The organism is Oceanobacillus jeddahensis, from assembly GCF_000750635.1.
GTDB classification, from domain to species: domain Bacteria; phylum Bacillota; class Bacilli; order Bacillales; family Amphibacillaceae; genus Oceanobacillus; species Oceanobacillus jeddahense.
Genome location: NZ_CCDM010000002.1, coordinates 608672 through 634675 on the forward strand (window position 1 = coordinate 608672; position 26004 = coordinate 634675).

Consider the following 26004-nt stretch of genomic DNA (forward strand, 5'->3'; position numbering starts at 1 on the left):
CCGAAATGGCGCCAATCTTAGAATTTGAAAAGCCAATTGTGAATCTGAAAGAAAAGATTAAAGAATTAAAATCATTCACAGAAAACAGTGATATTGATTTAAGAGATGAAATCAAGACGCTGGAAGAGCGCTTAGCTAAATTAGAAGAAGATATTTATGGAAATCTAAAGCCCTGGAACCGGGTACAAATGGCGAGGCATCCAGAACGCCCTACAACACTGGAATATGTGGAAAGAATATTTGAAGACTTTATTGAATTTCATGGGGATCGCTTGTTTGGTGAAGATGAAGCGATTATATCCGGGATAGCTTATTATAAAGAGCAGCCAGTAACAGTGATTGGCCATCAACGTGGAAAAGATACCAAAGAAAATATTAAACGTAATTTCGGCATGCCGCATCCTGAAGGCTATCGAAAAGCATTACGTCACATGAAACAGGCAGAAAAGTTTCACCGCCCGATTATTACCTTTATTGATACAAAAGGAGCTTATCCGGGAAAAGCTGCGGAAGAAAGAGGGCAAAGTGAAGCCATCGCTAAAAATTTAATGGAAATGGCTGGATTAACAGTTCCTATTGTATGTATTGTAATAGGTGAAGGTGGAAGTGGCGGAGCATTAGGAATCGGCGTTGGGAATCGTGTTCATATGCTGGAGAATTCTACATATTCGGTGATATCTCCAGAAGGCGCAGCTGCAATTCTTTGGAAAGATGCAGGGGAAGCACAGCGTGCTGCGGAAACAATGCAGATCACAGCTCCTGACTTGAAAAAATTGGATGTTATCGATGAAGTGATACCAGAACCAAAAGGTGGAGCACATCGAGATATTGATACACAAGCGTCACTCATTGACCAAGTCCTGGAAAAGTCCATAAACGAGCTAAAAGGGTTGTCATCAGAGGATATTGTAGAAGAAAGATGGCAAAAATATAAAAAGATAGGTTCATTTCAAACGGTATAACCGTAAATAAAGGCTGAGAATGAATATCAGCCTTTATTTTAATTTGGATTATAATGAAAGAATCATGTAAAATAGATAAAGTGGGTAAATGAAAGATAAGAAATCAATCATCGATTATTGATCTGTTTTGGTTTATAATGGTTCTCTCTCAAGATTTTCTTTTTCTTTTATTTACATGAGGAGAATGTTTAAGTGTTTTTAACAGTCCGAAAAAGGGAATTCGACAAAATAGGATAAAGAAAACATGGAGATGTCAACATTTAAGCATACTTAAAAAAGCTTGAGCATTGCAATTTTTAAACAATGAGGTGAGTAAATAAATGAAAAGAATTGGTGTTTTAACAAGTGGCGGGGACGCTCCAGGCATGAATGCTGCAATTAGAGCAGTTGTGAGAAAAGCGATTTATCATGATATGGAAGTATTTGGCGTCAAAAATGGTTTTCAAGGGTTAATGGATGGTAACTTTGAAAGAATGCATCTTGGTTCGGTTGGTGATATTATTCACCGTGGCGGCACGATTTTATTTTCAGCAAGAAGTGAAGAATTTAAATCTGATGAAGGCCAGTTAAAAGCAGTTGAACAAATGAAGAAAGCTGGGATTGAAGGTTTAGTTGTCATTGGTGGTGATGGCAGTTTTAAAGGAGCACAAAAGCTGACAGCAAAAGGCATTCCTTGTATTGGTGTTCCGGGAACAATTGATAATGATATTGCTGGAACGGACTTTACAATTGGATTTGATACATCATTAAATACAATTATAGAAGCTGTTGATAAGGTTCGTGATACCGCTACTTCTCATGAGCGTACATATATCATAGAAGTAATGGGTCGCGATGCAGGAGATTTAGCACTATGGGCTGGGCTTTCTGTTGGTGCAGAAAGTATTCTTATTCCTGAACAAAAAGATGAGTTCTCAGAAATCGTTGATCGTTTAAATCGTGGCCATAAACGTGGAAAAAAACATAGTATTATCCTGCTTGCCGAGGGTGTTGGAAGTGGATTTGAAGTAGGAAAACAAATTGAAGAAACTACGGATTTAGAGACACGTGTGACGGTATTAGGACATATTCAAAGAGGCGGCTCTCCAACTGGGCAGGATAGAGTACTAGCAAGTCGGCTTGGTGCAGCAGCAGTAGAACTGCTTCTAAATAATAAAAGTGGGCGCATGGTAGGTATTCGAAACAACCAAATTGTGGATAATGATATAGAGGATATATTAAAACTTAAACATCATATCGATAATGAAATGTTCCAACTATCCAAAGAGTTGTCTATTTAAATATAAGGTATGTAATGAATTGAAGGAGGAAACAAAATGAGAAACACAAAAATTGTTTGTACAATTGGTCCAGCATCAGAATCAGTAGAAAAATTGGAGAAGTTAATCGATGCAGGAATGAATGTTGCTAGATTAAACTTTTCGCATGGAGACTTCGATGAACATGGTGCAAGAATCAATAATATTCGTGAAGCAGCAGCTAAAAAAGATAGAACAGTAGCGATTCTTCTTGATACAAAAGGTCCTGAAATCCGTACAGGAAGCTTTAAAGAGGGAAGAGCTGATATTGTCCAAGGTAAAGAGGTTATTATTTCCATGGACGAAGTAGAAGGTACTGCCGAGAAATTCAGTATTACGTATAATGGATTAATCGATGATGTTCACGCAGGATCTAAAATATTATTAGATGATGGCCTTATTGAATTGGAAGTAAAAGAGATCAATCACAATGCTGGAGAAATTGTTACGGTTGCATTAAACTCCGGAGAGATTAAAAACAAAAAAGGAGTTAATGTTCCTAATGTATCGGTCAACCTTCCTGGAATTACAGAAAAGGATACCAATGATATTATTTTTGGAATTGAACAAGGTGTAGACTTTATTGCAGCTTCTTTTGTTCGTCGTCCTTCCGATGTATTGGAAATTAAAGAAGTATTGGAGCAGCATCAAGCAGAGCATATTAAAATTATCCCTAAAATTGAGAACCAGGAAGGGGTAGACAATATTGACAGTATCCTGGAAGTAAGTGATGGTTTAATGGTTGCACGGGGAGATCTTGGTGTAGAAATACCGGCAGAAGATGTGCCTCTTGTACAGAAAAAGCTTATTACAAAATGTAATACAGCTGGAAAACCCGTGATTACAGCGACACAGATGTTAGATTCGATGCAGCGCAACCCTCGTCCGACCCGTGCAGAGGCTTCCGACGTTGCAAATGCTATTTTTGATGGTACAGATGCTATCATGCTTTCTGGGGAAACAGCTGCAGGAATGTATCCAGTTGAATCTGTTCAAACGATGAGCAATATCGCATTAAAAGCAGAATCTGCATTAGATCATAAAGCAATTCTGGAAGAACGTTCTAAAAACGTAGATATGGAAATCAGAGAAGCGATTACTCAATCTGTTTCCCATACAGCATATAATTTAAATATAGGTACGATCATTACGCCGACAGAAAGTGGTTCAACAGCACGCATGGTTTCAAAATATCGTCCAAAAGCGACCATTATTGCAGTAACAGTGGATGAAGTTGTAAATCGTCAACTTTCTCTTGTATGGGGTGTACATGCAGTAAGGGGTACAGCTACCAAATCTACAGATGAGATGCTGGAAGTGTCTGTAAAACAAGGTTTGGAAGCAGAAGTATGTAAACGTGGAGATACTGTCCTTGTTGTTGCCGGAGTCCCTGCTGGAGAAAAAGGCACAACAAATCTGATGAAAGTTCATGTTATTGGTGATGTTGTTGCAAAAGGACAAGGTATTGGCAGAAGTAAAGCATATGGACATGTTGTCTTTGCTAAAAATAATGAAGAAGCACTATCCCGAATGGATGAAGGGGATATTCTTGTAACGCATGCTACGGAAAAAGAAATGATGCCGGCAATTGAAAAAGCTGCTGCAGTTATTACAGAAGAAGGCGGCCTGACTTCTCATGCGGCAGTAGTAGGCGTTAGTCTGGGAATTCCTGTTATTGTAGGTGTAGAGAACGTCTTTGAACTATTAGAAGATGGTCAAGATATTACTGTAGACAGCAGCCGAGGTCAAGTTTACGCAGGTCATGCAGGCGTACTATAATAGTTAAGAAAAAACAAACAAACCTCCGATAGCTATTCGGAGGTTTTGTTTGTACATTAGAAAATATTATTTATTTGCAAGATAGAAAGGGTGTTAAAATGAGCAAAAAATACCTTCTTCTGGGATTCATTATTATTCCAGCAATAGAAATTGGCGTATTTCTGTGGTTAAGCCAGCTTATTGGTGTTTTATGGGTAGTTGGATTAATTATTGCGACAGCTATGCTGGGTATTTTTCTTGCCAGATATCAAGGAATGGAAGTATTTAGACGCGCACAATTGCAATTACAAAGAGGATTCCCGCCTACCGAAGAACTCCTTGATGGGATAGCAACAATGCTTGGAGCATTCTTGCTTATTATCCCGGGATTTGTATTAGATGCAGTTGGTTTATTATTATTAATACCTTGGACAAGAAATCTATTTAAAAAGTATCTAAAGAAAATAGCTATGCAATTTAAGGGGAGAAACACCATTATTTATCGCCGCTGGTAATATACTATCCTTTGATATAGAGAAATAAATGCTGAAACACTCCAGATTTATGGATAGCAAGAATAACTACCAAAGTTACAGGAGCGAGGATAAACCCAAGGACACCAAACCATTGAACACCTAAAAACATACCGATAAGCATCATTAAAGGTGAAATGCCTATCGACGTTGCGACAATTTTAGGTTCTACAAATTGCCGGGTAAGAATAATTACTCCATATAGTACGGATAACCCAATAGTTAAAGGATAATTAAAGGTAAAAAAACTAAAAAGGATCCAAGGTATAATAATAATGCCAATTCCTAAATAAGGAATAAAATCGGTGACTGCTGCAAATAAAACAATGGTAAATGCATGTTCTACACGAAGGATAAGAAGCCCGATCCATAAAATAACTGCGGAAATACAAACGAGAATAACCTGAGCCCTGAAATAACCGATTATAGCTTCTTTTAAGTGAGAAGTTATTTTTTGGTAAAGTGCGTATCCGCCAGCAGGTATACTTTTTTGAAACTTATTTTGAATATTATGGAAGTCGTAGCTGATCATAAAAGTAGCTAAGATAATAAAAATAAAAACAGTAAAAGAATTTGGCAACATCATTAGAAAACTAGCTGTTTGCTGGAGCAACATTTGAAAGAAACGAGTAAAAGCGGATGTAATAGATTCTGTGAATGACTGGATATATTCGTAGACTTCAAAACGATAATCAACATGTAACGTTGTCAGCAGAGACAGTAATTTATCGTATAACGGTAAAATGTGCGTATCCAATAACTGTTGAAATTGTTCCATCATATGATGAAAGTAAGCAGGCAGCTTGTCCGATAAATAAACGATACCTTGATAGACTTCACTTACTAAAAAGTATAAACCGATGGTGAATAAACTTAAAAAAAGACTGAAGGTGCTTATTAAAGCTAATAATCGTGGCATCTTTAGCTTGTTTATAAACCACTTGATAAAGGGCTGAAAAAGAAAAGATAATAAAAAAGCAATTAAAATAGGATATATATAGGGAAATAGTATATAGAACAGAAAAATACTGCTAAATAAAATAATAACAACAATTAGGCTGCGGATAAGTTGTCCGATGATTTTTGAATGCATTATATTTCCTCCAGAAAAAAGACCTAATTTAATCTATGTTTAAAAGCTGAAAAGTAGAAGTAATAAGGGGTATGGTTATGATTAAAACGGAAAATAATAACGAAACTTGGAGGGGTTAACAGTTATTTAACAAAATTTAAACGGTTTCAATTCACATTCTGCTTATTATGATTTATAATGAGAAATGGGCAGATAAAAAGAATAGCTTTCATGAAGCTGGAGGGTACAAATAAAGACAACATGTTTCTGAGTTTGTTTAAAAAGTAGAATAATAAATTCATTGATTCGTAACTTTCAAAAGATTTTGGTTCCACGTTTAACATTCCACGAAACGCGAGTTCCATCACCTGAATGGTATTAAGCGAATAGAAAAGATTTGCTCAAAATTATTCCTACATAGCTTTAAACAGCCCAAATTTAGTTTGTCACCCTTGTATTATTTATTTGAAGTGAAATAAATACGTAATACTTTGATTAACTGGAAAGGGAGAGGGTAATATGTCAACAACAAAAGGATTAGAAAATATTGTCGCAACGCAATCAGCAATTAGTTCGATCATTGATGATCAGTTATCCTATGTTGGTTATAAAATTGATGATTTAGCGGAGAATTCCAGCTTTGAGGAAATTATCTATTTATTATGGAACCAAAAGCTTCCAACTAAATCACAATTAGATGAGTTGAAGGCTGATTTAGCAAAAAATATGACCATTTCAGAGGCTATTATTGACCATTTGCGCTCCTATGATTTGAAGCGTGTTCACCCGATGGCAGCTTTACGTACAGCGGTTTCATTGTTAGCCATTTATGATGATGAAGCAGATGAAATGGATGAAGCAGCAAATAAAAGAAAAGCGATTCGTATTCAAGCTAAAATAGCTTCTATCGTAGCTGCGTTTGCAAGAATTCGTGATGGAAAAGATCCAATACAGCCAAAAGAAGACTTAAGCTATTCTGCTAATTTCCTATTTATGCTGAATGGTAAAGAGCCAGAAGATATTGAGGTAGAAGCGATTAATAAAGCGCTTGTCCTACATGCTGATCACGAATTAAATGCTTCTACATTTACAGCCCGGGTTTGTGTAGCAACACTTTCAGATATTTACTCTGGACTTGTGGCAGCTATTGGTGCTTTAAAAGGACCGTTACATGGTGGAGCAAATGAAAATGTAATGAAGATGCTTCTTGAAATTGGAGAAGAAGAAAATGCTATCCCATATATTAAAGAAAAACTGGAAAACAAAGAAAAGATTATGGGAATGGGACACCGTGTATATCGTGACGGCGACCCAAGAGCTAAATTCCTAAGAGAAATGTCTAAGCAATTGACAAAGCGTACAGGGCAGGAAAAATGGTATAATATGTCTATCAAAATTGAGGACTATGTGAAGGAACATAAAGGTCTGCCTGCAAATGTAGATTTTTACAGTGCATCTGTATACCATAGCCTGGGAATTGAGGAAGATTTATTTACACCGATATTTGCTGTAAGCAGAACATCCGGATGGATAGCCCATATTCTGGAACAGTATGCTGACAACCGCTTAATCCGTCCGCGTGCAGAATATAATGGACCGGATCTTCAGGAGTATGTTGCTATTGAAGATAGAAGCTAATATCGTTAAAATGTAGTAGAATGAAATAGGAATCATTATTAGGAGGTTTTTTATCTATGACACAAGGTGAAAAAATTGTAGTAGAAAATGGCGAAATGAATGTACCAAATAAACCAATTATTCCATTCATCGAAGGGGACGGAACTGGTCCTGATATCTGGGCTGCTGCCCGTCGCGTTATCGAAGCGTCCGTTGAAAAAGCTTATAATGGGGAAAAATCAGTTGACTGGTTGGAAGTATATGCTGGTCAAAAAGCTTTTGATAAAACAGGCGAATGGTTACCACAAGATACGCTTGATAAAATCAATGAATATAAGATTGCTATTAAAGGACCTTTAACTACTCCAATTGGTGGCGGAATCCGTTCCCTTAACGTAGCTTTACGTCAAGAATTGGATTTATTTACTTGCCTGCGTCCAGTACGTTATTTTGAAGGGGTTCCTTCTCCTGTAAAGCGTCCTGAAGATGTAGATATGGTTATTTTCCGTGAAAATACAGAGGATATCTATGCCGGTATTGAGTGGCAAGAAGGCACTGACGACGTGAAGAAAGTACTTGACTTCCTGAAAAATGAAATGGATGTAAAAAATGTTCGTTTCCCTGAAACTTCTGGTATCGGTGTGAAACCAGTATCGGAAGAAGGAACAAAACGTATTGTCCGTGCAGCGATTAATTATGCATTAACAGAAGGACGTAAGAGTGTGACTTTAGTGCATAAAGGAAATATTATGAAATTTACTGAAGGAGCTTTCAAAAGCTGGGGTTATGAAGTTGCTGAACAAGAATTCGGCGATAAAGTGTTCACTTGGGCTGAATATGACCGCATTGTGGAAGCAGAAGGTAAAGATGCAGCGAATAAAGCAGAGGAAGATGCATTAGCAGCTGGAAAATTACTAGTAAAAGATTCAATTGCAGATATCTTCTTACAACAAATTCTTACTCGTCCAAAAGAATTTGATGTAGTAGCAACTATGAACTTAAATGGTGACTATATTTCTGATGCACTCGCTGCGCAAGTCGGTGGAATTGGTATTGCTCCAGGAGCTAACATCAACTACGATACAGGACATGCTATTTTTGAAGCAACACACGGAACTGCACCGAAATACGCAGGATTAGATAAAGTGAACCCATCTTCTGTTATTCTTTCTGCCGTATTAATGCTTGAACATTTAGAGTGGAGAGAAGCAGCTGATTTAATTACGAAATCAATGGATAAAACAATTGGTTCGAAAGTGGTTACTTATGATTTTGCCCGTCTCATGGATGGTGCAACAGAAGTGAAATGCTCTGAATTCGCCGATGAGTTAATTAAGAACATGGAAGCATAAGTTACACTGCGATAAAAGGTAAAATAAATAGGGTTATGTGAGTAAACTGATCTAAAAAGGAAAATGTTTGTGGTAACGGGAAATATCGGTACTGCAAGCATTTTCTTTAAATACATGTTATTTTAAAAACGACTAAAGGAGGTAAATATAATGGTTTCTACACGTAAAAAGATTTCCGTTATTGGTTCTGGTTTTACAGGGGCGACAACGGCATTGATGGTTGCGCAAAAAGAATTAGGAGATGTTGTCCTTGTTGATATTCCAGATATGGAAAATCCGACAAAAGGGAAAGCGCTGGATATGGCAGAGGCAGCACCAGTTCAAGGTTTTGATGCGAGAGTTACAGGTACGTCTGATTATGCAGATACAAAGGATTCTGATCTGGTTATTATAACAGCAGGAATTGCACGAAAACCGGGAATGAGCCGGGATGATTTAGTAAATACAAATGCCAAAATAATGCACACGGTTACAAAAGAAATTGTGAAATACTCCGGGAATGCAACAATTATTGTATTGACCAATCCGGTAGATGCAATGACTTATAGCGTTTATAAAGCTTCCGGTCTGCCTAAAGAGCGCGTTATCGGACAATCAGGAGTTCTGGATACAGCTCGTTTTAGAGCTTTTGTAGCGGAAGAATTGAATATTTCTGTGAAGGATATTACGGGCTTTGTTCTGGGCGGACATGGGGATGATATGGTACCACTTATTCGCTATTCGTATGCAGGGGGTATACCGCTTGAAAAGCTGATTTCGAAAGACCGTTTAGAAGAAATTGTACAAAGAACCCGAACTGGCGGCGGAGAAATTGTAAATCTATTAGGTAACGGAAGTGCTTACTATGCACCAGCCGCTTCTTTAACAGTGATGGCAGAAGCGATTCTGAAGGATCAGCGCAGAATATTACCTTCTATTGCTTATTTAGAAGGAGAATATGGTTACGATGGTATTTACCTTGGTGTACCAACCGTTCTCGGTGGAGCCGGAATAGAAGAAGTTATTGAGCTCGACCTGACAGATGAGGAGAAGCAGCAATTGGATAAATCGGCTGAATCTGTTAAAAAAGTAATAGATATTTTAAATTAAAATGAAACTTTATTCCTTTCGTTCTTTATTTCTTACTGAGTCAACTTTCGCACCTAAGAATAAACATATATATCTTGCTATCTCAGGATGAACATGATCTCCATTATTGTGCTTTCTTTTGGTTAAATCAGCTTTTTTTGAGCGAATGATAGTGTATAACTCCCGCTCCGGCCAACCACTCCGCTTTCCGACGTACAAATGTTTTCGATGAGGCGAGTAATCGCAGTCCCAGGAGTCACGGGTTTAGCCTGCCAACCATTTGTCTGCGTGGTTGGTCTTTGCTTAGTTAGGATTCTACAGCGAATGAAAGAAATAACATCCTGTTGGGTTGGACGGAATAGTATCTCTATCCCTTGATGACACGATCATTCCGTTATTGTAAAAGGTTGGTTTAGCAGTTCGAATCATAACAGCATGGATAATTAACATCAAGAATAACTTTCATGCACAAAAAGTAATCACTGCTGAACACTTTTACTATGGAAATGAAGTTACTTTTTAATGTGTAAAAGTTGAGTTACTGAATAACCTCTATAATTCACTACCTTTTACAGCTGGTTGATTTCCTGTCAGTAAGTTTGGGTTTTCATTCTCAAAGTGGAAATCTTACAACAGAAGGCCGTACGGTGATAGAAGTATCAGAAAACACGCAATGATTCGGAAGTTTATCATTGCGTGTTTTCTTAAGATAGATTATTTTACCAAAGTAAATGGCATTATTATACAACTTCTGTTTTTTATTCCTCTCAATTATCCATGGTCCTTTTTCGCAAACGATAGACGTAAAAACATGGAATACCCCCGCATATAAATACGATCCCGCCTATTAAAATACCAGTAGTTGCCGGGGTTCCTTCACTTAGTGATATTAAGATTCCGATAACAATAGAGATAAGGGCAGTTATCATTAGTGAGATAGTCAATCCTTTTTCAGGAGATTTCCCGCTGGTTTCATGATCTACGCTAATATTCATGGATAAATACGCTGAAACGACAGCTGTAATAATAAAAACAAACCACAAAGGATTATCCGTCATTCCGTCTATTCCTTTGGTTATCCAATCATACCCTAGTATCCCCAAAATACCGATTGTTTGGATCATAAATAGTACTCTAATGTTTTTTAAATTTTTTAGCTTCAATCGTTCATCTTTAATTTTTTGCATTTGCTGTCACTCTCCTTTTTCTCTCCAAAATACTTCATCTAAAGTTTTATTCACTGCATAACAAATCTCCAGACACAGATTTAAGGTTGGATTATAATTTCCTTTTTCAATCAAGCTGATAGTTTGTCGGGTAACTCCTGTTTTTTCTGCAAGCTGTTGCTGAGTCAGATCTACTTGGATACGGGCAACTTTTAAATTATTTTTCACAATTGCTATCACCTCTTTATTTATTTCAATGTATATATTACATAATATTTTAGAGATATACATGTTGTAATAGAGTTGCTGTTTTGTTTGATTTTTATCCTTTATTTTGTACCCTCTTACTTTCTTATTGCATAGGCTACTGTACATAATGAAGGAGAGGATCTGAATGAAATGAGTTTAACTATCCCACACGTATTATATGGATTTTTCACATTGCTTATTTTGATGACAATGGTCTTCCGAAGAGGGATTGTTCTTCCGAGCTTATTAGGCACATTTGTAATTGCTTGTTTTTATAATGGGAGTATTGTCAGTGGATTTATGGCTATTTTTAATGCTAATTTAGTTGCTGCACGGGAGCTTTTCAGCATCTTTTTAATTATTACCTTTATGCTTGCTTTATTAAATGCTTTAAAAGATTTAAAAGCGGATGTGCTGATGATTCAGCCGATTCAAAGGGTAATGGTGAACGGACATCTATCTTATTTTGTTTTAATTATTGTCACCTATTTTATATCTTTATTTTTCTGGCCGACTCCGGCTGTACCGCTTATTTGCGCCCTGCTTGTGCCAGCCGCTATACGCTCAGGATTGCCAGCGATTACTGCAGCAGTTGCCATTACGATTGCTGGTCAAGGAATGGCTTTGTCCTCTGATTATATTGTACAGGTAGCTCCAGCGTTATCCGCTGCTGCTGCAGGTGTGGAAACAACAGTAGTTGCCGACAGATCCTTTGTGCTCTCCGTAATTACAGGGGTTACGGCAACACTATTAGCGTATTTATTTTATCGCAGATCCATTCGTTCAAAAGATGATTCCAGGAACCAAGAAGAAATTGCACAAATTCAAGATTACGATTCGTCAGGGCATAAAGCAGCTTCCAAAAATCTTAAAAAATGGAGCCGCATGTTTGCCTGGCTGGTTCCCATTGTTTTGCTTTTGGTCGTCGGATATATGCTTTACAGTAAATTTTTCGGAACGAGTGATTTAGTTGGCGGAGAAGGAGCTGCACTTGTTGGCGGTGTAGCTGTCATTTTATTATTACTGGCTACGTCTGTATTTGGAAAACAAAACGCATTAGATTATGTGGGAAATCATATTACCAATGGATTTGTATTTGCTTTTAAGGCAATGGGGCCAGTTATTCCAATTGCAGGTTTTTTCTTTTTAGGAAATGCTGAGTTTTCCCGGGAAATATTGCTTGTAGAAGAAGCACCATCTTTTTTATTTGATATTATTTCCTCTATTCAAGCTTTTCTACCTGAAAGTACGGTGTTTGTTGCTTTTACCTTATTAATTGTAGGAATTATCACAGGATTAGATGGATCTGGTTTTTCCGGATTACCTTTAACAGGAGCTTTAGCAGCATCATTAGAATCTGCTTCTATGGATGCAAGTACACTAGCTGCAATTGGTCAGCTGGGAGCTATTTGGACTGGTGGAGGAGCGCTGATCGCCTGGTCATCTCTGATTGCTGTAGCAGGATTTTGTGGTGTTTCTGCAATAGAGTTAGTCCGAAAAAACTTTTTCCCTGTAATACTTGGGTTGTTTATAGCGACCATTGCTGCGGTGATCATATTTTAATCAAATGAAAAATATAATTGTATGGGTTGGAATCATTTCGTACTTGTATTCTGACTCATACAATTTTTTATTAATCAGCTGCGTATCAAATTGCATGTAGTTTCCAGAAATATTTTCATTCAATGGACAGGGCCAAATAAAAAAATAAAAAGGAGGCTTCAAAATTAAAGCATTTACAAAAATTAAAGGGAGGGAGCGTTTGACATGAATGCGATTTTAATTGCTTTCATAGGAATTATTGTTTTTATTTTAGGCTATCGTTATTATTCCAAGTTTGTTGCAGAAAGAATATTTCGGTTAGACCCTAATTATATTACTCCGGCACATCGTTTTAAAGATGGTGTGGACTATGTTCCAACTAATAAATTTGTTTTGTGGGGGCATCACTTTACATCTGTAGCGGGTGCTGCGCCTATCTTAGGGCCGGCAATAGCTATTTATTGGGGCTGGCTTCCGGCGTTTTTATGGGTTGTATTGGGAACCATTTTCGCAGCAGGTGTTCACGATTTCGGTACTTTAGCTTTATCTGTCCGTAATAAGGGCTATTCGATCGGGACAATTGCAGACCGTTTAGTAGGAAGAAAAGCAAAGCTATTATTTTTATTCATTATTCTCATTCTCGTATTGATGGTAAATGCTGTTTTTGCATGGGTTATTTCAAATTTATTTATTAGTTATCCTTCCAGTGTGTTTCCTGTCTTTATTCAAATTCCATTAGCCATTTGGATTGGTTATGCGGCGTATAAGAGGAATGTAAAGATGCTTCTGCCATCCATTATTGCATTAGTAATCATGTATTTAGCTGCTATTATGGCAAGTAGGGTTGGTTTTCTGCAAATTGATTTAGTCGGATATATGGGGGGAGAGAATGGAACAGGTTTATTTGGCCTAGGCGCTGTTTCAACGGCGTTTCTGATATGGATTGTTATTTTAATGGTGTATGTATATATTGCTTCAACGCTTCCGGTGTGGAAATTACTACAACCAAGAGATTTTATTAATTCACATCAATTAGTTATTGGACTGGCAATATTATATTTGGGATTACTTTTTACTTCTCCGAATATGACAGCTCCTGTAGTAAATGAAAGCCCGGATAGAAGTTTCTTGCCACTTCTTTTTATTACAATTGCTTGTGGTGCTATTTCCGGATTCCATGGATTAGTATCTTCAGGAACCTCTTCGAAACAGCTGGATAAAGAAACCGATGCGCGTTTTGTAGGTTACTTTGGAGCAGTAGGAGAAGGTATTTTAGCACTTGTTTCCATTATTGCAGTAGGGACATTCTTTGCTAATACGGATGCCTTTTCGCAAGCCTATACTTCGTTTAATGAAGCAAATGCAATCGGATTAGGTACGTTTATTGAAGGGGCAGCAACGTTAGCACAAGGGCTAGGGATTCCAACAGATATAGCAACGACAATTGTATCGATTATCGTCGTCAGTTTTGCGGCAACGACATTAGATACGTCTGTACGCCTGATGCGGTACATTATTGCAGAATTAGGCATTGAATATAAAATTCAACCGCTGACTAAAACGCATGTAGCGACAACGATTGCTGTGCTTTCCAGTGCGGCGCTTGTGTTGATTCCTGAAGGGCCGAATGGTTTCGGGTCGGGCGGTTATCTCATCTGGCCATTATTTGGTACGGCCAATCAATTACTGGCTGCCATTAGTTTATTCTTAATTGCTATTTGGTTAAAACGAAAAGGAAGCAATTATATGGTTGCGCTCATCCCAATGATTTTCCTTATCTTCATGACGTTGTTTGCTATGTTTCAACAGGTTGTCTTTGAATGGTCGTGGATGGGAACAGGGTCGAATTTGCTGTTGTTTATTCTGGGCTCCATTATCTTCGTATTTGCGGTATGGATAGCATTGACTTCCTTTTCAGAGTTGATGAAAAAGATAGAAGATCCATTAAATAAAGATTGATTTTGCTTCCAAATCTATTTTCAACGGAAGATAGATTTGGAAGCCTCTAAGCAGGCAGAATATTATCATGCAGGAGGGGTGAACTATGCTTACGGATAGATTAAAACAATTAATTCAATATTATGAGGAAGTAATCAGTTTGCCGCATAAATCAGAAGTTGCGAGGGAATGGAGAAATGAAGATGATTTTTTCCTGTTGCTTCTATATTCTGAAATGCTGGGAATACCGAACCCGGTTTATTATTATACATTGGAGTTATATCCTTATATTCTTGAATCCTTCCATGATTGGCATTTACGGATGGGAATGGATAAATCACCGCTTAACGGAATTCGCTGCTGCTAAAAAAAGTAATGATACGATGATGTGAAAACATCGGAGGAGGGAAAACAGTGTTTGGAGAAAATAACCGGATTATATTTGTAGGAGGCAAGGGCGGTGTCGGAAAATCGAGCTCAGCTGCCGCTATAGCACTGGAATATGCGGAGACAGGATATCGTACATTACTCATTTCCACGGATCCAGCTCATAATGTAAGTGATATTTTTCAGCAGCAAGTTGGTGGGGATATTACATATATTGAGAAAAATTTATATGCGCTGGAGATTGATTCTGAAAAAGAGACGGATACGTATATCAAAAAAGTAAAAGAAAATATCCAAGGTGTTGTTCATATTGAAATGATGGAAGAGGTGCACCGGCAATTAGACACTGCAAAAGCCTCTCCTGGAGCAGATGAAGCTGCCTTATTTGATAAGCTCATATCAATTATTTTGGAAGAAGGGGGCAGGTTTGATAAACTAGTATTTGATACGGCACCAACAGGCCATACGATACGGTTGTTATCTCTTCCAGAATTAATGGGGATTTGGATTGAAGGTCTATTAACTAAAAGGAAAAAAACAAATACACAGTATTCGCAATTATTAAATGATGGACAACCTGTAGATGATCCCATTTACGATACATTACAAGAAAGGAAACAGCGATTTACGAAGGCAAGAGAAATTCTGTTGGATAAGGAAGTAACTACTTTTCTGTTTGTTTTGAATCCAGAGAGATTACCGGTAGCTGAAACAAAAAAAGCAATTCTTCTTCTGGAGAAATTTCAGATTGCTGTTCCTTACCTTATTGTTAATAAAGTATTGCCAGAAAAAGCCAGTGGAGATTTCTTTACAAAACGTAAACAGAACGAAAAAATTTATTTAGAACAAATCGCTGGGGACTTCTTGGTACAAACGATTTTGTATATTCCTTTTTTTTCGGAAGACATCACTAGCCGTAAACAATTAAAACAAATGGGAACTTATTTGAAGGAGGCAGAAAAGAATGAGAGCACTAGTACATGAAAATGGCGGCCTGCATATGAAAGAGATGGAACTGCAAAAGCCAGGTGGATCGGAAGTTGTCGTAAAATTGAAAGCTGCAGGGCTTAATCGGCGGGATTTAGCCATCCCTGGCCGCAGAAAAGAATCAGAAGAAGCTTTGATTCTTGGCTCAGATGGGGCGGGAATTATTGAAGAAATAGGCAAAAATGTTATTGATGTAAATGTAGGTGATGAAGTGATTATTAATCCGTCATTACGCTGGGTGCAAAACAGTGAAGCGCCACCCAAAGAATTTGATATTCTGGGTATGCCTGACCACGGTACGTTTGCTGAAAAAATTGTGATTTCCGAGGATCAGGTAGAGCCTAAACCGGCATATATGAGCTGGGAAGAAGCAGCAGCTTTTCCGTTAGCTGCATTGACAGGATATCGGGCAATGTTTACAAAAGGAGATCTGCAAAAGACAGATACGGTCTTTATTCCTGGAGCAGGCGGTGGTGTGGCAACGTATTTAATTGCATTCGCTAAAAATATCGGGGCACGGGTAATTACCACTTCCAGAAGTGAAGAAAAAAGAGAAAAAGCCCGCAAGCTTGGAGCTGATGTAGTAATAGATACAGCAGATGATTGGGATGAAAAATTAAGTAATGAAACCGTCGATATGGTTATTGATAGTAACGGAAAAGCAACCTTTCACCGTTCTTTATCTATTTTGAAAAAAGGCGGTAAATTTGTTACGTTCGGAGCTACAACAGAGGACACCGTTGCGTTTGATTTACGTGCTTTCTTTTATGGGCAATATAAACTCATTGGTTCGACAATGGGATGTAGAGAAGAATTGATTGCAGCACTTGAGCATGCAGAAGAGTATCAATTACAGCCAGTAGTTGACCGCATTTTTTCTTTGGATCAAAGTTTAGATGCACTGAGCTATTTAGAGGAAGGGAAACAATTTGGCAAGGTGATTATTCGTATTGCATAAAGATATGGTTATATTGAAAAAAGCAATATAATCGATAAAGTTTATGAAGAATATAGGCAGAGGGACTAATGAGCGTTTAAAAAGTTGCGTCCCACTGCCTTCTTTTTTATTGGCATTGGTGTCAGGTACAGAGGCAGACATCGAGACATGTTTCATGATGTTAAGAAAGGCTCCATACGTTTCACAGCCTCTTGCAGCCGCTTTTGATTCCGGTTATATAATTCCTTCGCTTCAGGGTTATCTGTAGCAAGGGCAAATAATTCTAAATCTGCCTGACACTTTTTCATACTAGCTAATAACAGAGCTGGCTGGGCAGGTTCGGGTACAGTTATATGATCATCGTACAGGTCAAGAAATAATTGACCCTGATGGTCCACTTGACCGAGAAAAACATTGTCTATGGTTACATTTTGTTTTTCTAATTCAGCTTCTAACCAAGTTGGATTTAATGAAGCATTCGCCAGGGGCTCGAGCAGGATATTTCCGTCAGCAATAACGGTTTGCGGTTCCTTAGCTGGTGCCGGAGTGATTTTTAAATCTTTTAAAGTGACGGGCTGGTTTTCCTTTTTGGGCAGTACATTTAATTCTCCGGTCGGTTCTAAAACGGCAAATTCCACATCGGAAACAAGAAATTGGTTATTATTCCGGAGTTTTTCCAGCAGGTCATCCGTGGAATAACCTTCTTTTTTTAAATTTTCCTCCATGATTTTGCCATTTTGTATAAAAACCGTACTCTTTCCATCTGTGAAGTCGCGCATACGTTTACTTTTCAAAGATAATTTTTCAATTGTAAATGCAGCAATAAACCAGACAAACATTGCTAATAGCGCATAATAAAAGCTGCTATACGGGTCTACTGTATGGAAGGCAGCGATTCCTCCAAGGACAATTCCGGATATGGTTTCAAAAATATTAAGTTGTGACAGCTGCTTTGCACCCAACCACTTTACAAAGAAAAATAAAACGGTTATTAAAATCAGAGAGCGAATTATAATTGATATCCATTCAGGCATGATTTCCCCTCCTTATGATTTATATTGTGGTTCTTGTTTATCGATATGAATAACTTGCTGGTGCACATCATGCCGTGCATCTTTAATTAATACAGAAACTTCTTCAATCGTATTTTTTAAGTCCTGTTCGGTAGTAGAAGCATGTAATAAATCCAACCCTGCTTCGATCGATTTTAACGTGGCATAACATGTTTTTACTTGTGATCCTACTGTCATAAAGCATCTCCCTATCCTTTTGGTTTGAAAAGAATGGCACCAATAACACCAAATATAATGGCAGCAGAAATACCGGCACTTGTCACTTCAAACATTCCCGTTACAACACCGATTAATCCATGCTTTTCTGCTTCCTGCATGGCACCATGAACTAAAGAGTTTCCAAAGCTTGTGATGGGTACGGTTGCACCAGCTCCAGCAAAATCGATAAGTGGTTCATACCAACCAAGCCCATCCAGGATAGCTCCAGAAATAACTAAAATACTTAATGTATGCGCAGGAGATAACTTAAAGACATCGAACATAATTTGTCCAATAACACAAATAAGTCCTCCTATCACAAAGGCCCAGAAAAAAATCATAGTTGTTCACCTCTTGCTTCGATTGACACAGCATGTGCAATACATGGAATAGGCGCTTTTTGTTGAATACTTAATGTAGAATGTAAAGAGCCCGTTGCTACTACAAGTATCCTTTGTAAATTTCCTTTGATGACTTCTTGGAGATAGTGACCATATGTTCCAATGGCTGAGCAAGCGGCACCACTTCCACCGGCAAGAACCGGTTGATCTTCGCGATAGATAGCAATGCCACAATCCACATACTTTTCTGCTTCAATCGGAATATTTCTGTCATGTAATAAATCTAATGAAACTTCTCTTCCAACATGTCCAAGATCTCCAGTGATAATTAAATCGTAATAGGATGGATCGATTTGCATATCCCGAAGATGAGCTTCAATTGTATCGGCGGCAGCGATAGCCATTGCTCCCCCCATATTAAATGGGTCTGTCATTCCCATATCAGCTACTTTACCAATCGTAGCTGAAGTGACTGATGGTCCTGAGCCATCCTGAGCAACAAGCGCACAACCTGCTCCAGTAACCGTCCATTGAGAAGTAGGAGGCTTTTGACCACCATATTCTGTCGGGTAGCGAAATTGCTTTTCTGTAGCAGCATTATGACTGGAAGCTGCGCAGAGAATATAATTTGCTCCTTTTGCATTAATAATGGAAGCAGCAAGTGCCAAGCTTTCCATCGAGGTCGCACAAGCACTGAAAGCTCCTAAAAAAGGAATGCTGCTTGTACTTGCAGCAAAACTGGTCGGTGTCATTTGATTGATTAAGTCACCGGCAATTAAAAATTCAACGGTTTCTTTTTCGATACGGGCTTTTTTAAGCGTAGTCTGAATTGCTTCCTCCAACATTTTTTGCTGCGCTTTTTCCCAGGAATCCTGATTGATCCACATGTCTTCATGGAGAATATCAAAAGCTTCGGGAATTTTTCCTTTTGCTTCAAAAGGGCCGCCGATAGTACCGGTTGAAACAATTGATGGACGGTTTTCAAAAATCCAGGATTGATGTCCCTTCAGCATTAGAATCCCCCCCATTGTGTTAAAATAGTTTTAATAATGGCTACGACAAATGCGGAAAAAACACCATAAACAATGACAGGCCCAGCAAGTTTAAGCATATTGCTACCTACACCGAGAATAAATCCTTCTGAACGATATTCAATTGCTGAGGAAATGACAGCATTCCCGAATCCTGTAACTGGGACTGCGGATCCGGCTCCAGCAAATTGCGCGATGCGGTCATAAACTCCAAAACCGGTTAACAGCATCGTAATAAAAATCAATGTAGCAATGGTTGGGTTTCCTGCTGTTTTTTCTGTGAAATTAAATTGATAAATATAGAAAGTCGAAATGAGCTGTCCGATAAAACAGATTAAACCGCCTATAAGGAAAGCTTTGATACAATTTTTGAAGATGGGACGTTTGGTTTCCCGCTTTTGTTGGAAATCTTGATAGCGCTGTTGATTTGGATTTAATTTTTGTTTCTTTTTATCTCCCATGAAAAGCACTCCTTTTTAGGTTATTGTACGACTTAAACAAAGGTTATTCTGAATGAAATATCAAGTCTGTTCCTTGGATAGGTGTATAATTTCCTCTACTTTTTTCTTGAGTTCCTCTTCGGATATCGTTTGATTTGTCATTTTTTCTTCCAGTTTTGTTGTTTCAAGGATTATCTTTTTATCTGTTGATAACTCTATGGTAAAATTGGGAAAAGTTTGTTCAATTTCTTTTTGATAGGCTTTCCTTTTATCTTCTAGAGAGAATCGCTCATGATGAGGAACTTCAATGGTGATGAGCAGTGTATCGTCTGTATTAACTGCATGAACAGCTTTAATATCTTCTTTTTCCATTAGTAATTCTTTTGCCTGTGTTGCAGTTTCATGATAAGAATTTGTAGATAGATGCTTGATATTCGGGTTTTCCGAATGAGAAGATTCATTATTATGGTGACATCCAACTAAAAAAATAATAAAACTGAGGAACAGAGTAATTCTTTTAATTCCCATACATTCACATCCTGTTTTTATCTAATATGTAGAGGGAGACCATACAGATAGTCCCCCAGTTTTAGTGTGTTCTCTAACATACCTTTATTACTGTTTGTACTGAGGTTCTTCTTGCATAACTTGTTGTACTCTTGGCTCTAGCTGATCTAAAACACCTTGTGTTTGTTGCGCTGCATTTTTATATAATTGCTGTGCTTGTTTATTATCTGTTTGAAGTGCAAATTGTTCAAGGCTTGCCTGTGCACTTTTTAAACCCGCTATCGTTTGTTGAACTTGCGTGCCTACTGTCATTTTCTTCACTCCTTTTGATATCTTGCACTTATTATTTTGATGAAAAAAATATTTTTTATGCTTGTAAAGGCTTTCCAAAATTTGTATCAAAATGCAGTAATCCTCTTCAACGAATAGGTGAAAAAAGGTGAAATTAAAGAGAGGAAAGAGGAAGAAATAGTATGTGTTTAAAGGAAGGGTGATTATGAAAAGATTTGAAATATGGGGAAGTATTTCGGTTCTAATCATTTTAGTATTAGCAATATTCTTTTGGTATATGTCACAATTAGAAGAGGATCAGGCTATGGAGATAACGAAGACAGTATCTCTGGATGACTTATTTTTATTACATATTCAATTCAGCGGAGAAGCAGATAATATACAGGTGAAGTGCTCTCTTCAATATATCGGGGAGGAAGAAGTAACGATTCAGCATCAGACACCATTAGTTTCCCTTTCTGCACATGAAGATGTACATCGGGTAACAGGAGGGTACGTTTACCGCACGTTACATAATAGTGATATATACTATCAGCCGAATATGGAGATAGAGGATGTTGAATTTGAAGATGGTATTATTTATTTTCAAGTTCGTTATCAAATGAATGGGGAAGAGAAAGTTTTTACGTTCGAGGAAGAAATAAATTTAGATGTGTAAAAAGCGGCAGAGAAATCTCTGCCGCTTTTTACAAGGTGTTATTTCGTTTTAATGCTTATTGAAGTTTTTCTCTTTTACAAATGGCCCAACATCCATGCGGGTTGGTTTTTCGTATTTTTTATTCATTTGTTCTGTCCATGTTTCTTGTTTATTATTTGAATTTCGGGATTCATAATAATCTTTCATGGTTTGATCGTATTCTTGAATAAAATGCTTTTGTTTGTCAAAAGGAATGTATTCATTTTCATGATAAATTGCAGGAAGGGGCAACCGTGGTTTGATATCAGGTATTTCTTTTGGAAAGCCAATTGCTAAACCGAATAATGGAACAACATGTGATGGTAATTTTAGCACATCATTAAACGCTTGGATATCGTTACGCAGGCTTCCCAAATAACAAATACCCAGCCCAAGAGATTCCGCAGCAATAGCGGCATTTTGTGCAGCTAAAGCAGCGTCAATTGTGCCTACAATAAATTGTTCCGTGCTCTCCAGGTTAGTTTGAAAAGCTTCTGTATGCTCAATTCCCTTTAATTGATCAATTCGATGTAAGTCTGCACAAAAGATAAGCAAATGTCCATTTGTCTTTACATGGGCATGTCCAGAAATAGTATGGAGTTTGTCTTTGACTTCCTGATCGGATACACCAATAATACTATAGGCCATCACATTGCTAGAGCTTGATGCGCGTTGTGCACTTTCTACAATTATTTTTATTTGACTATTGCTTAAAGGTTTATCTGAAAAATTTCGAATCGAGCGATGGTTCATTATTGTTTCAATGATTTGATTCAAGATGATAGTCCTCCTTCTCATATTTCCATGTTGTAAAAGAGATTTTTGATTATTTTATTTGATAACTCAACTTTCGTACCTAAGAATATAAGCATATATATCTTGCTATTTCAGGATAAACATGTTCTCCAATACCATGCTTGCTTTTGGTTACATATCCGGCTATTTTGAAATTGGTGATTGTGCATAGCTCCCGCTCCGGCCAACCACTCCGCTTTCCATGGGGACGGCTTCAGCTAACTTGAAAAGAAAACCGCTTTTCAAGTGGATCTTCAGCTCGCCCTGTTCCCATAGGAGTCTCCGTGGTTGGCCTCCGCTGAGTTAGGGTTCTACAGCGAATGAAAGAAATAACATCCTGTTAGGTTGGACGAAATAGTGGCTCTTTCGTTTGATAACACGATTATTCCAGTATTTTAAATGGTTAGTTTAGCAGTTCGAATCAAAACAGCATGGATAGTTAACATGGGGAATAGCTTTCTTGCACAGAAAGAAATTATTGCTGATCATTTTACCATGCACAACAAAAAATCTCTTCTGTCTGATCTACCTTTTATTTGTTCAGCTATTTCACGTATAGAATAGCTAACTAGCGGAGGCGGACCGTTTTGACTCCTGTGGGATCAGCACCATCTGAAGATCCACTTTTGCCAAGCGCTCTTCTTGGCAAAAGTTAGCTGAAGAGCGTGCGCCTAGGCAGACTAAAGTCGCAACATCCTGGGGTTGGGGCTGCGATTACTCGCCCCATCGAAGAGCTTTTGCGATTACTCACCCCATCGAAAAGAGTTGTTGCAACGTCTGCACTAGTACGTCCTGGGACTGCGATTACTCGCCCCATCAAAACCGTTGTACGTCGAAAAGCAAAACGGTCCGCCGCAGCGGTATCTTACACTTCCCCTTCTATATCTTTGTTTAAGGAGTTATCAAAGAAACGATCAACTCCTGTTTCTATGGAAATGAAGTTACTTTTAAAGTGCGAAAGTTGAGTTGATAACAATACTCGATAGTAAGTGTATCACGGGGGTTACACCGTTTCCAAGAATCTTGCTCCTATCTGTAGTAAGAGAATGGATGTTACACCGTGATTGGATGTGTTATTATAAATATTATATTCGATACAGGCAGGTATTAAAAAACTAACTGGCGATGTTTTTGGGTAGGCCGAGTAATCGCAAAAGCTCTTCGATGGGGCGAGTAATCGCAGCCCCAGTCCCGGTCCAGGACTTAACGAATGAGAGGAAATAATTTTAAATACGAAAATAAGTTCAGTGATACCCTAAAGAATTCATACGGTGGAGGATGATAGGTGTGAAAACATTTAAGCTGCGTAAATTAGTTATTCTGGATTATGATAAAGGACTGGAAGGAACAGAAGTGCATTTGATTGATGGACTTATTATCAATCGTGAAGATGACCATGATACATGGTTAATCGAAGGATTTATCAATCGTTCTTATTGGAATTATTTTAAGGATAAATTAAATGAGGAACTAATGGTTCAAGCTACGATTACAAAAGATACGAATGAACCTGCTTCGTTTATTACTAAATTGACAGAGATGCATGAAATTGGTGAACAAATGAATGTGATGTTGATGGGTAAAATAATTGATAAACAAAAGAAAGATGTAGAACAACTTTTGACAAGACTTGTAGAGAAGGGATATGAAGGTGAAAATTTAATTCAGAAATTTAAAGAGGTTTATTAGTCTGTGTTCAAAAAGTCATTAATGGCTTTTTGAGGGGAGTTTGTTGGAAATTGTTTGAGCACGTACAACGAGTATAATGGATATTTATGTGATGAGAAGAAGGGAAAACAATGAAAAAAACGCATAATAAATATAAAAGTATACGCAAATGGAATCCATTTCAACTGCTGTTATTTTATTATATTGCAGCGATAGCGTTATCGACAGGATTATTATCTTTACCTGTTTCGCATCAGCCGGAAATCAATATTCCTTTTATCGATATTATTTTTACAGCTGTTAGTGCGATTAGTGTAACAGGGTTAAGTACAATTTCCATTGCGGATTCATTAAGTACAACAGGAATTGTTTTTTTAGCCCTTATGATGCAAATCGGTGCAGTAGGAATAATGGCACTAGGGACCATACTTTGGGTGATGTTAGGGAAGCGAATTGGTTTTAAAGAAAGAAGTATGATTATGACCGATCAAAATCAAACTCATTTTGACGGTATGGTGCGGTTAATTAAGAATATAGTTTACCTTTTGCTGATGATTGAAAGCATTTTTTTCGTTATTTTAGCAATTTATTTTATGCAATATTATTCTTCGTTTGGAGAAGCATTTTTGCATGGGTTTTTCACTGTTATCAGCGCGTTAACAAATGGCGGTTTTGATATTACTGGCCAATCTATGCTTCCTTTTCACTCTGATTATTTTGTCCAGGTTATTTGTATGTTGCTTATTATTATTGGGGCAATCGGTTATCCGGTAATTATTGAGGTAAAAGAATATATATTTCATCGTAGGAAATTAAAACATCAATTTCATTTTAGTTTGTTTACCAAGTTAACCACTACCACTTTTTTTAGCTTAATTTTTGTTGGAACAGTGGGGATTTATTTATTTGATTTCAATGGTTTTTTTAAAGGTGTTTCCTGGCATGAATCGCTTTTTTATGCTTTATTCCAATCAATTACTACTAGAAGTGGCGGTTTGGCAACAATGGATCTGAATTTATTATCGGATACAAATCATTTATTTATGTCTGCATTAATGTTCATTGGTGCTTCACCTAGCAGTGCTGGAGGTGGAATTCGGACAACAACTTTTGCGTTGGTTCTTATTTTTCTAATCACGTTTATCCGAGGCGGAAGAGACGTTAAAATATTTCATAGAGAAGTGTATGAGGTAGATTTAAATAAAGCTGTGACAGTAACCTTTTTTGCGATTATGGCTGTTTTTACGTCTGTCATTATACTTACACTGTTAGAGCCTATTTCATTAGATGCGGCTATTTTTGAAGTTACTTCTGCTTTTGGAACAGTAGGTTTATCTTTAGGAATCACAGGTGAATTATCTGTATTCAGTAAAATTATTTTGATGATATTAATGTTTATTGGCCGGGTAGGTATTCTTAGCTTCCTGCTGATTTTTAGACGTAAAAAAGATCCGGCAAAGTTTAACTATCCGAAAGAAAGAATGATTATTGGTTGAAGCTAGTTGGTGAATGTCATTTCAGTAATAGAAAAATGTTCCATTGTTCTGGTTATCAATCAGTTCTGAAAGAATAAAGAAAACTTGGCAATTCAAGTCTTGTATAGGCGCTGGATTGCCTTAGTTAGGACTGGGGATGAGCTGGGGTTGTGATTTCTGCCCGATCAAAACCGTTATACTTATACTTGGCACCTAAAAATTTTATACTTTCTTCATGTGTGAAAAAGCCATAACCATTGATATATAAGGGGTTATGGCTTATATTTATTGATTTGCACGGTAGGAAAGAAAAAGAATAACGATGGAATTATTCTGTAGGTTGTTATGATCATAAAATGAAGAGACAAAGCTTATGAAGTCAACGAACAAATCTTTTCCATTTTAAATAAAATGGCCTGTGCCTCTAGCACAAGCCATTTTGTGATTAGCAGTAAAATGCAGCTCCTACGATGATTAGTAAAATGAAAAGAACAACAATCAACGCAAAGCCGTTTCCGTAGCCGCCACCATAGCCGCCACCGTAACCGTAGCCGCCACCATATCCATAGCCCATGCTTTTCACCTCCTGAACTTACAGTATTACTGTATGCAGATAGATAAAATGTGTATAGACATTTGTCCC

At 37.6% G+C, this 26004-nt stretch carries 26 protein-coding genes and 1 pseudogene; 15 read left to right on the forward strand and 12 right to left on the reverse strand.

The window, feature by feature from the left end; genetic code table 11:
- Positions 1–5 precede the first annotated feature (5 nt).
- The 4 genes from accA (at position 6) to BN986_RS10695 (ending at position 4533) form a co-directional block, all read left to right on the forward strand.
- Positions 6–962: an acetyl-CoA carboxylase carboxyl transferase subunit alpha gene (accA, locus tag BN986_RS10680; protein ID WP_040979772.1), complete on the forward strand. Its 957-nt coding sequence runs from the start codon at positions 6–8 to the stop codon at positions 960–962.
- 320 nt (positions 963–1282) lie between these two features.
- Positions 1283–2242, forward strand: coding sequence for a 6-phosphofructokinase (pfkA, locus tag BN986_RS10685; RefSeq protein ID WP_040979773.1), 960 nt, complete (start codon positions 1283–1285; stop codon positions 2240–2242).
- 36 nt (positions 2243–2278) lie between these two features.
- Entirely contained in the window at positions 2279–4039 is a 1761-nt protein-coding gene (gene pyk / locus BN986_RS10690) for a pyruvate kinase (RefSeq protein WP_040979774.1), read from the forward strand.
- A 98-nt stretch (positions 4040–4137) separates the two neighbouring features.
- Positions 4138–4533: an FxsA family protein gene (locus BN986_RS10695; RefSeq protein WP_040979775.1), complete on the forward strand. Its 396-nt coding sequence runs from the start codon at positions 4138–4140 to the stop codon at positions 4531–4533.
- Between the two features lie 4 nt (positions 4534–4537).
- Here the strand turns inward: BN986_RS10695 and ytvI are convergent, their stop codons facing one another.
- Entirely contained in the window at positions 4538–5644 is a 1107-nt protein-coding gene (gene ytvI / locus BN986_RS10700) for a sporulation integral membrane protein YtvI (protein WP_040979776.1), read from the reverse strand.
- Between the two features lie 498 nt (positions 5645–6142).
- On the opposite strand from ytvI, the gene citZ reads away from it, so the two are divergent.
- The 3 genes from citZ (at position 6143) to mdh (ending at position 9681) form a co-directional block, all read left to right on the forward strand.
- Positions 6143–7261: a citrate synthase gene (gene citZ / locus BN986_RS10705; protein ID WP_040979777.1), complete on the forward strand. Its 1119-nt coding sequence runs from the start codon at positions 6143–6145 to the stop codon at positions 7259–7261.
- Between the two features lie 56 nt (positions 7262–7317).
- The gene (gene icd, locus BN986_RS10710; protein WP_040979778.1) at positions 7318–8592 is read left to right on the forward strand and encodes an NADP-dependent isocitrate dehydrogenase; all 1275 of its coding nucleotides are present in this window, start codon (positions 7318–7320) and stop codon (positions 8590–8592) included.
- 150 nt (positions 8593–8742) lie between these two features.
- Positions 8743–9681, forward strand: a complete 939-nt coding sequence (gene mdh / locus BN986_RS10715; RefSeq protein ID WP_040979779.1) for a malate dehydrogenase — start codon at positions 8743–8745, stop codon at positions 9679–9681.
- A gap of 746 nt (positions 9682–10427) precedes the next feature.
- Here the strand turns inward: mdh and BN986_RS10720 are convergent.
- Together BN986_RS10720 and BN986_RS10725 are read right to left on the reverse strand one after the other, a co-directional pair.
- On the reverse strand, positions 10428–10847 hold the full coding sequence (locus tag BN986_RS10720) for a hypothetical protein (protein ID WP_040979780.1): 420 nt from the start codon (positions 10845–10847) through the stop codon (positions 10428–10430).
- Positions 10848–10853: 6 nt separating this feature from the next.
- Complete coding sequence (locus BN986_RS10725; RefSeq protein ID WP_198136794.1) at positions 10854–11057, reverse strand: helix-turn-helix transcriptional regulator; 204 nt, start codon at positions 11055–11057, stop codon at positions 10854–10856.
- A gap of 168 nt (positions 11058–11225) precedes the next feature.
- On the opposite strand from BN986_RS10725, the gene BN986_RS10730 reads away from it, so the two are divergent.
- From BN986_RS10730 to BN986_RS10750, 5 genes are all read left to right on the forward strand, one after another.
- Complete coding sequence (locus BN986_RS10730; RefSeq protein ID WP_040979782.1) at positions 11226–12638, forward strand: hypothetical protein; 1413 nt, start codon at positions 11226–11228, stop codon at positions 12636–12638.
- Between the two features lie 204 nt (positions 12639–12842).
- On the forward strand, positions 12843–14576 hold the full coding sequence (locus BN986_RS10735) for a carbon starvation CstA family protein (protein ID WP_040979783.1): 1734 nt from the start codon (positions 12843–12845) through the stop codon (positions 14574–14576).
- A gap of 85 nt (positions 14577–14661) precedes the next feature.
- Entirely contained in the window at positions 14662–14922 is a 261-nt protein-coding gene (locus BN986_RS10740) for a cory-CC-star protein (protein ID WP_040979784.1), read from the forward strand.
- Positions 14923–14969: 47 nt separating this feature from the next.
- Positions 14970–15926, forward strand: coding sequence for an ArsA family ATPase (locus tag BN986_RS10745; RefSeq protein WP_040979785.1), 957 nt, complete (start codon positions 14970–14972; stop codon positions 15924–15926).
- Positions 15907–16887 carry a zinc-binding dehydrogenase gene (locus BN986_RS10750; protein ID WP_040979786.1) on the forward strand — a complete coding sequence of 327 codons (981 nt, stop codon included), beginning with the start codon at positions 15907–15909 and terminating at the stop codon, positions 16885–16887. The genes BN986_RS10745 and BN986_RS10750 overlap by 20 nt, the downstream gene beginning before the upstream one ends.
- Before the next feature lie 152 nt (positions 16888–17039).
- Here BN986_RS10750 and BN986_RS10755 read toward each other — a convergent pair whose 3' ends face one another.
- The 7 genes from BN986_RS10755 to BN986_RS10785 all read right to left on the reverse strand — a co-directional run bounded on the left by BN986_RS10755 (position 17040) and on the right by BN986_RS10785 (position 20768).
- On the reverse strand, positions 17040–17900 hold the full coding sequence (locus tag BN986_RS10755; protein WP_040979787.1) for a DUF421 domain-containing protein: 861 nt from the start codon (positions 17898–17900) through the stop codon (positions 17040–17042).
- Between the two features lie 12 nt (positions 17901–17912).
- Positions 17913–18116, reverse strand: coding sequence for a DUF1657 domain-containing protein (locus BN986_RS10760; protein ID WP_040979789.1), 204 nt, complete (start codon positions 18114–18116; stop codon positions 17913–17915).
- A gap of 11 nt (positions 18117–18127) precedes the next feature.
- Positions 18128–18478 carry a stage V sporulation protein AE gene (gene spoVAE / locus BN986_RS10765; protein WP_040979791.1) on the reverse strand — a complete coding sequence of 117 codons (351 nt, stop codon included), beginning with the start codon at positions 18476–18478 and terminating at the stop codon, positions 18128–18130.
- Positions 18475–19491, reverse strand: a complete 1017-nt coding sequence (spoVAD, locus tag BN986_RS10770; RefSeq protein WP_040979793.1) for a stage V sporulation protein AD — start codon at positions 19489–19491, stop codon at positions 18475–18477. Before spoVAD ends, spoVAE begins: the two co-directional genes overlap by 4 nt.
- Positions 19491–19970 (reverse strand): stage V sporulation protein AC, encoded by a 480-nt coding sequence (spoVAC, locus tag BN986_RS10775; protein WP_040979796.1) that lies wholly within the window; start codon positions 19968–19970, stop codon positions 19491–19493. Before spoVAC ends, spoVAD begins: the two co-directional genes overlap by 1 nt.
- Positions 19971–20030: 60 nt before the next feature.
- Entirely contained in the window at positions 20031–20477 is a 447-nt protein-coding gene (locus BN986_RS10780) for a hypothetical protein (protein WP_052400752.1), read from the reverse strand.
- Between the two features lie 87 nt (positions 20478–20564).
- Positions 20565–20768 (reverse strand): DUF1657 domain-containing protein, encoded by a 204-nt coding sequence (locus BN986_RS10785; RefSeq protein ID WP_040979798.1) that lies wholly within the window; start codon positions 20766–20768, stop codon positions 20565–20567.
- A gap of 184 nt (positions 20769–20952) precedes the next feature.
- Between BN986_RS10785 and BN986_RS10790 the strand changes: the two genes are divergently transcribed.
- Entirely contained in the window at positions 20953–21405 is a 453-nt protein-coding gene (locus BN986_RS10790; protein WP_040979800.1) for a hypothetical protein, read from the forward strand.
- Between the two features lie 48 nt (positions 21406–21453).
- Here the strand turns inward: BN986_RS10790 and nfsA are convergent, their stop codons facing one another.
- The gene (gene nfsA, locus BN986_RS10795) at positions 21454–22200 is read right to left on the reverse strand and encodes an oxygen-insensitive NADPH nitroreductase (protein WP_040979802.1); all 747 of its coding nucleotides are present in this window, start codon (positions 22198–22200) and stop codon (positions 21454–21456) included.
- Positions 22201–23496: 1296 nt separating this feature from the next.
- On the opposite strand from nfsA, the gene BN986_RS10800 reads away from it, so the two are divergent.
- Both BN986_RS10800 and BN986_RS10805 read left to right on the forward strand, forming a co-directional pair.
- Positions 23497–23907 carry a YwpF-like family protein gene (locus BN986_RS10800; RefSeq protein ID WP_244444990.1) on the forward strand — a complete coding sequence of 137 codons (411 nt, stop codon included), beginning with the start codon at positions 23497–23499 and terminating at the stop codon, positions 23905–23907.
- 110 nt (positions 23908–24017) lie between these two features.
- A complete protein-coding gene (locus tag BN986_RS10805; protein WP_040979806.1) occupies positions 24018–25382 on the forward strand; it encodes a TrkH family potassium uptake protein in 1365 nt (454 codons plus the stop codon).
- Between the two features lie 424 nt (positions 25383–25806).
- Here the strand turns inward: BN986_RS10805 and BN986_RS27640 are convergent.
- Positions 25807–25887 (reverse strand): annotated as a pseudogene (locus BN986_RS27640) (YjcZ family sporulation protein); the annotation flags it as partial.
- Positions 25888–26004: the final 117 nt, after the last annotated feature.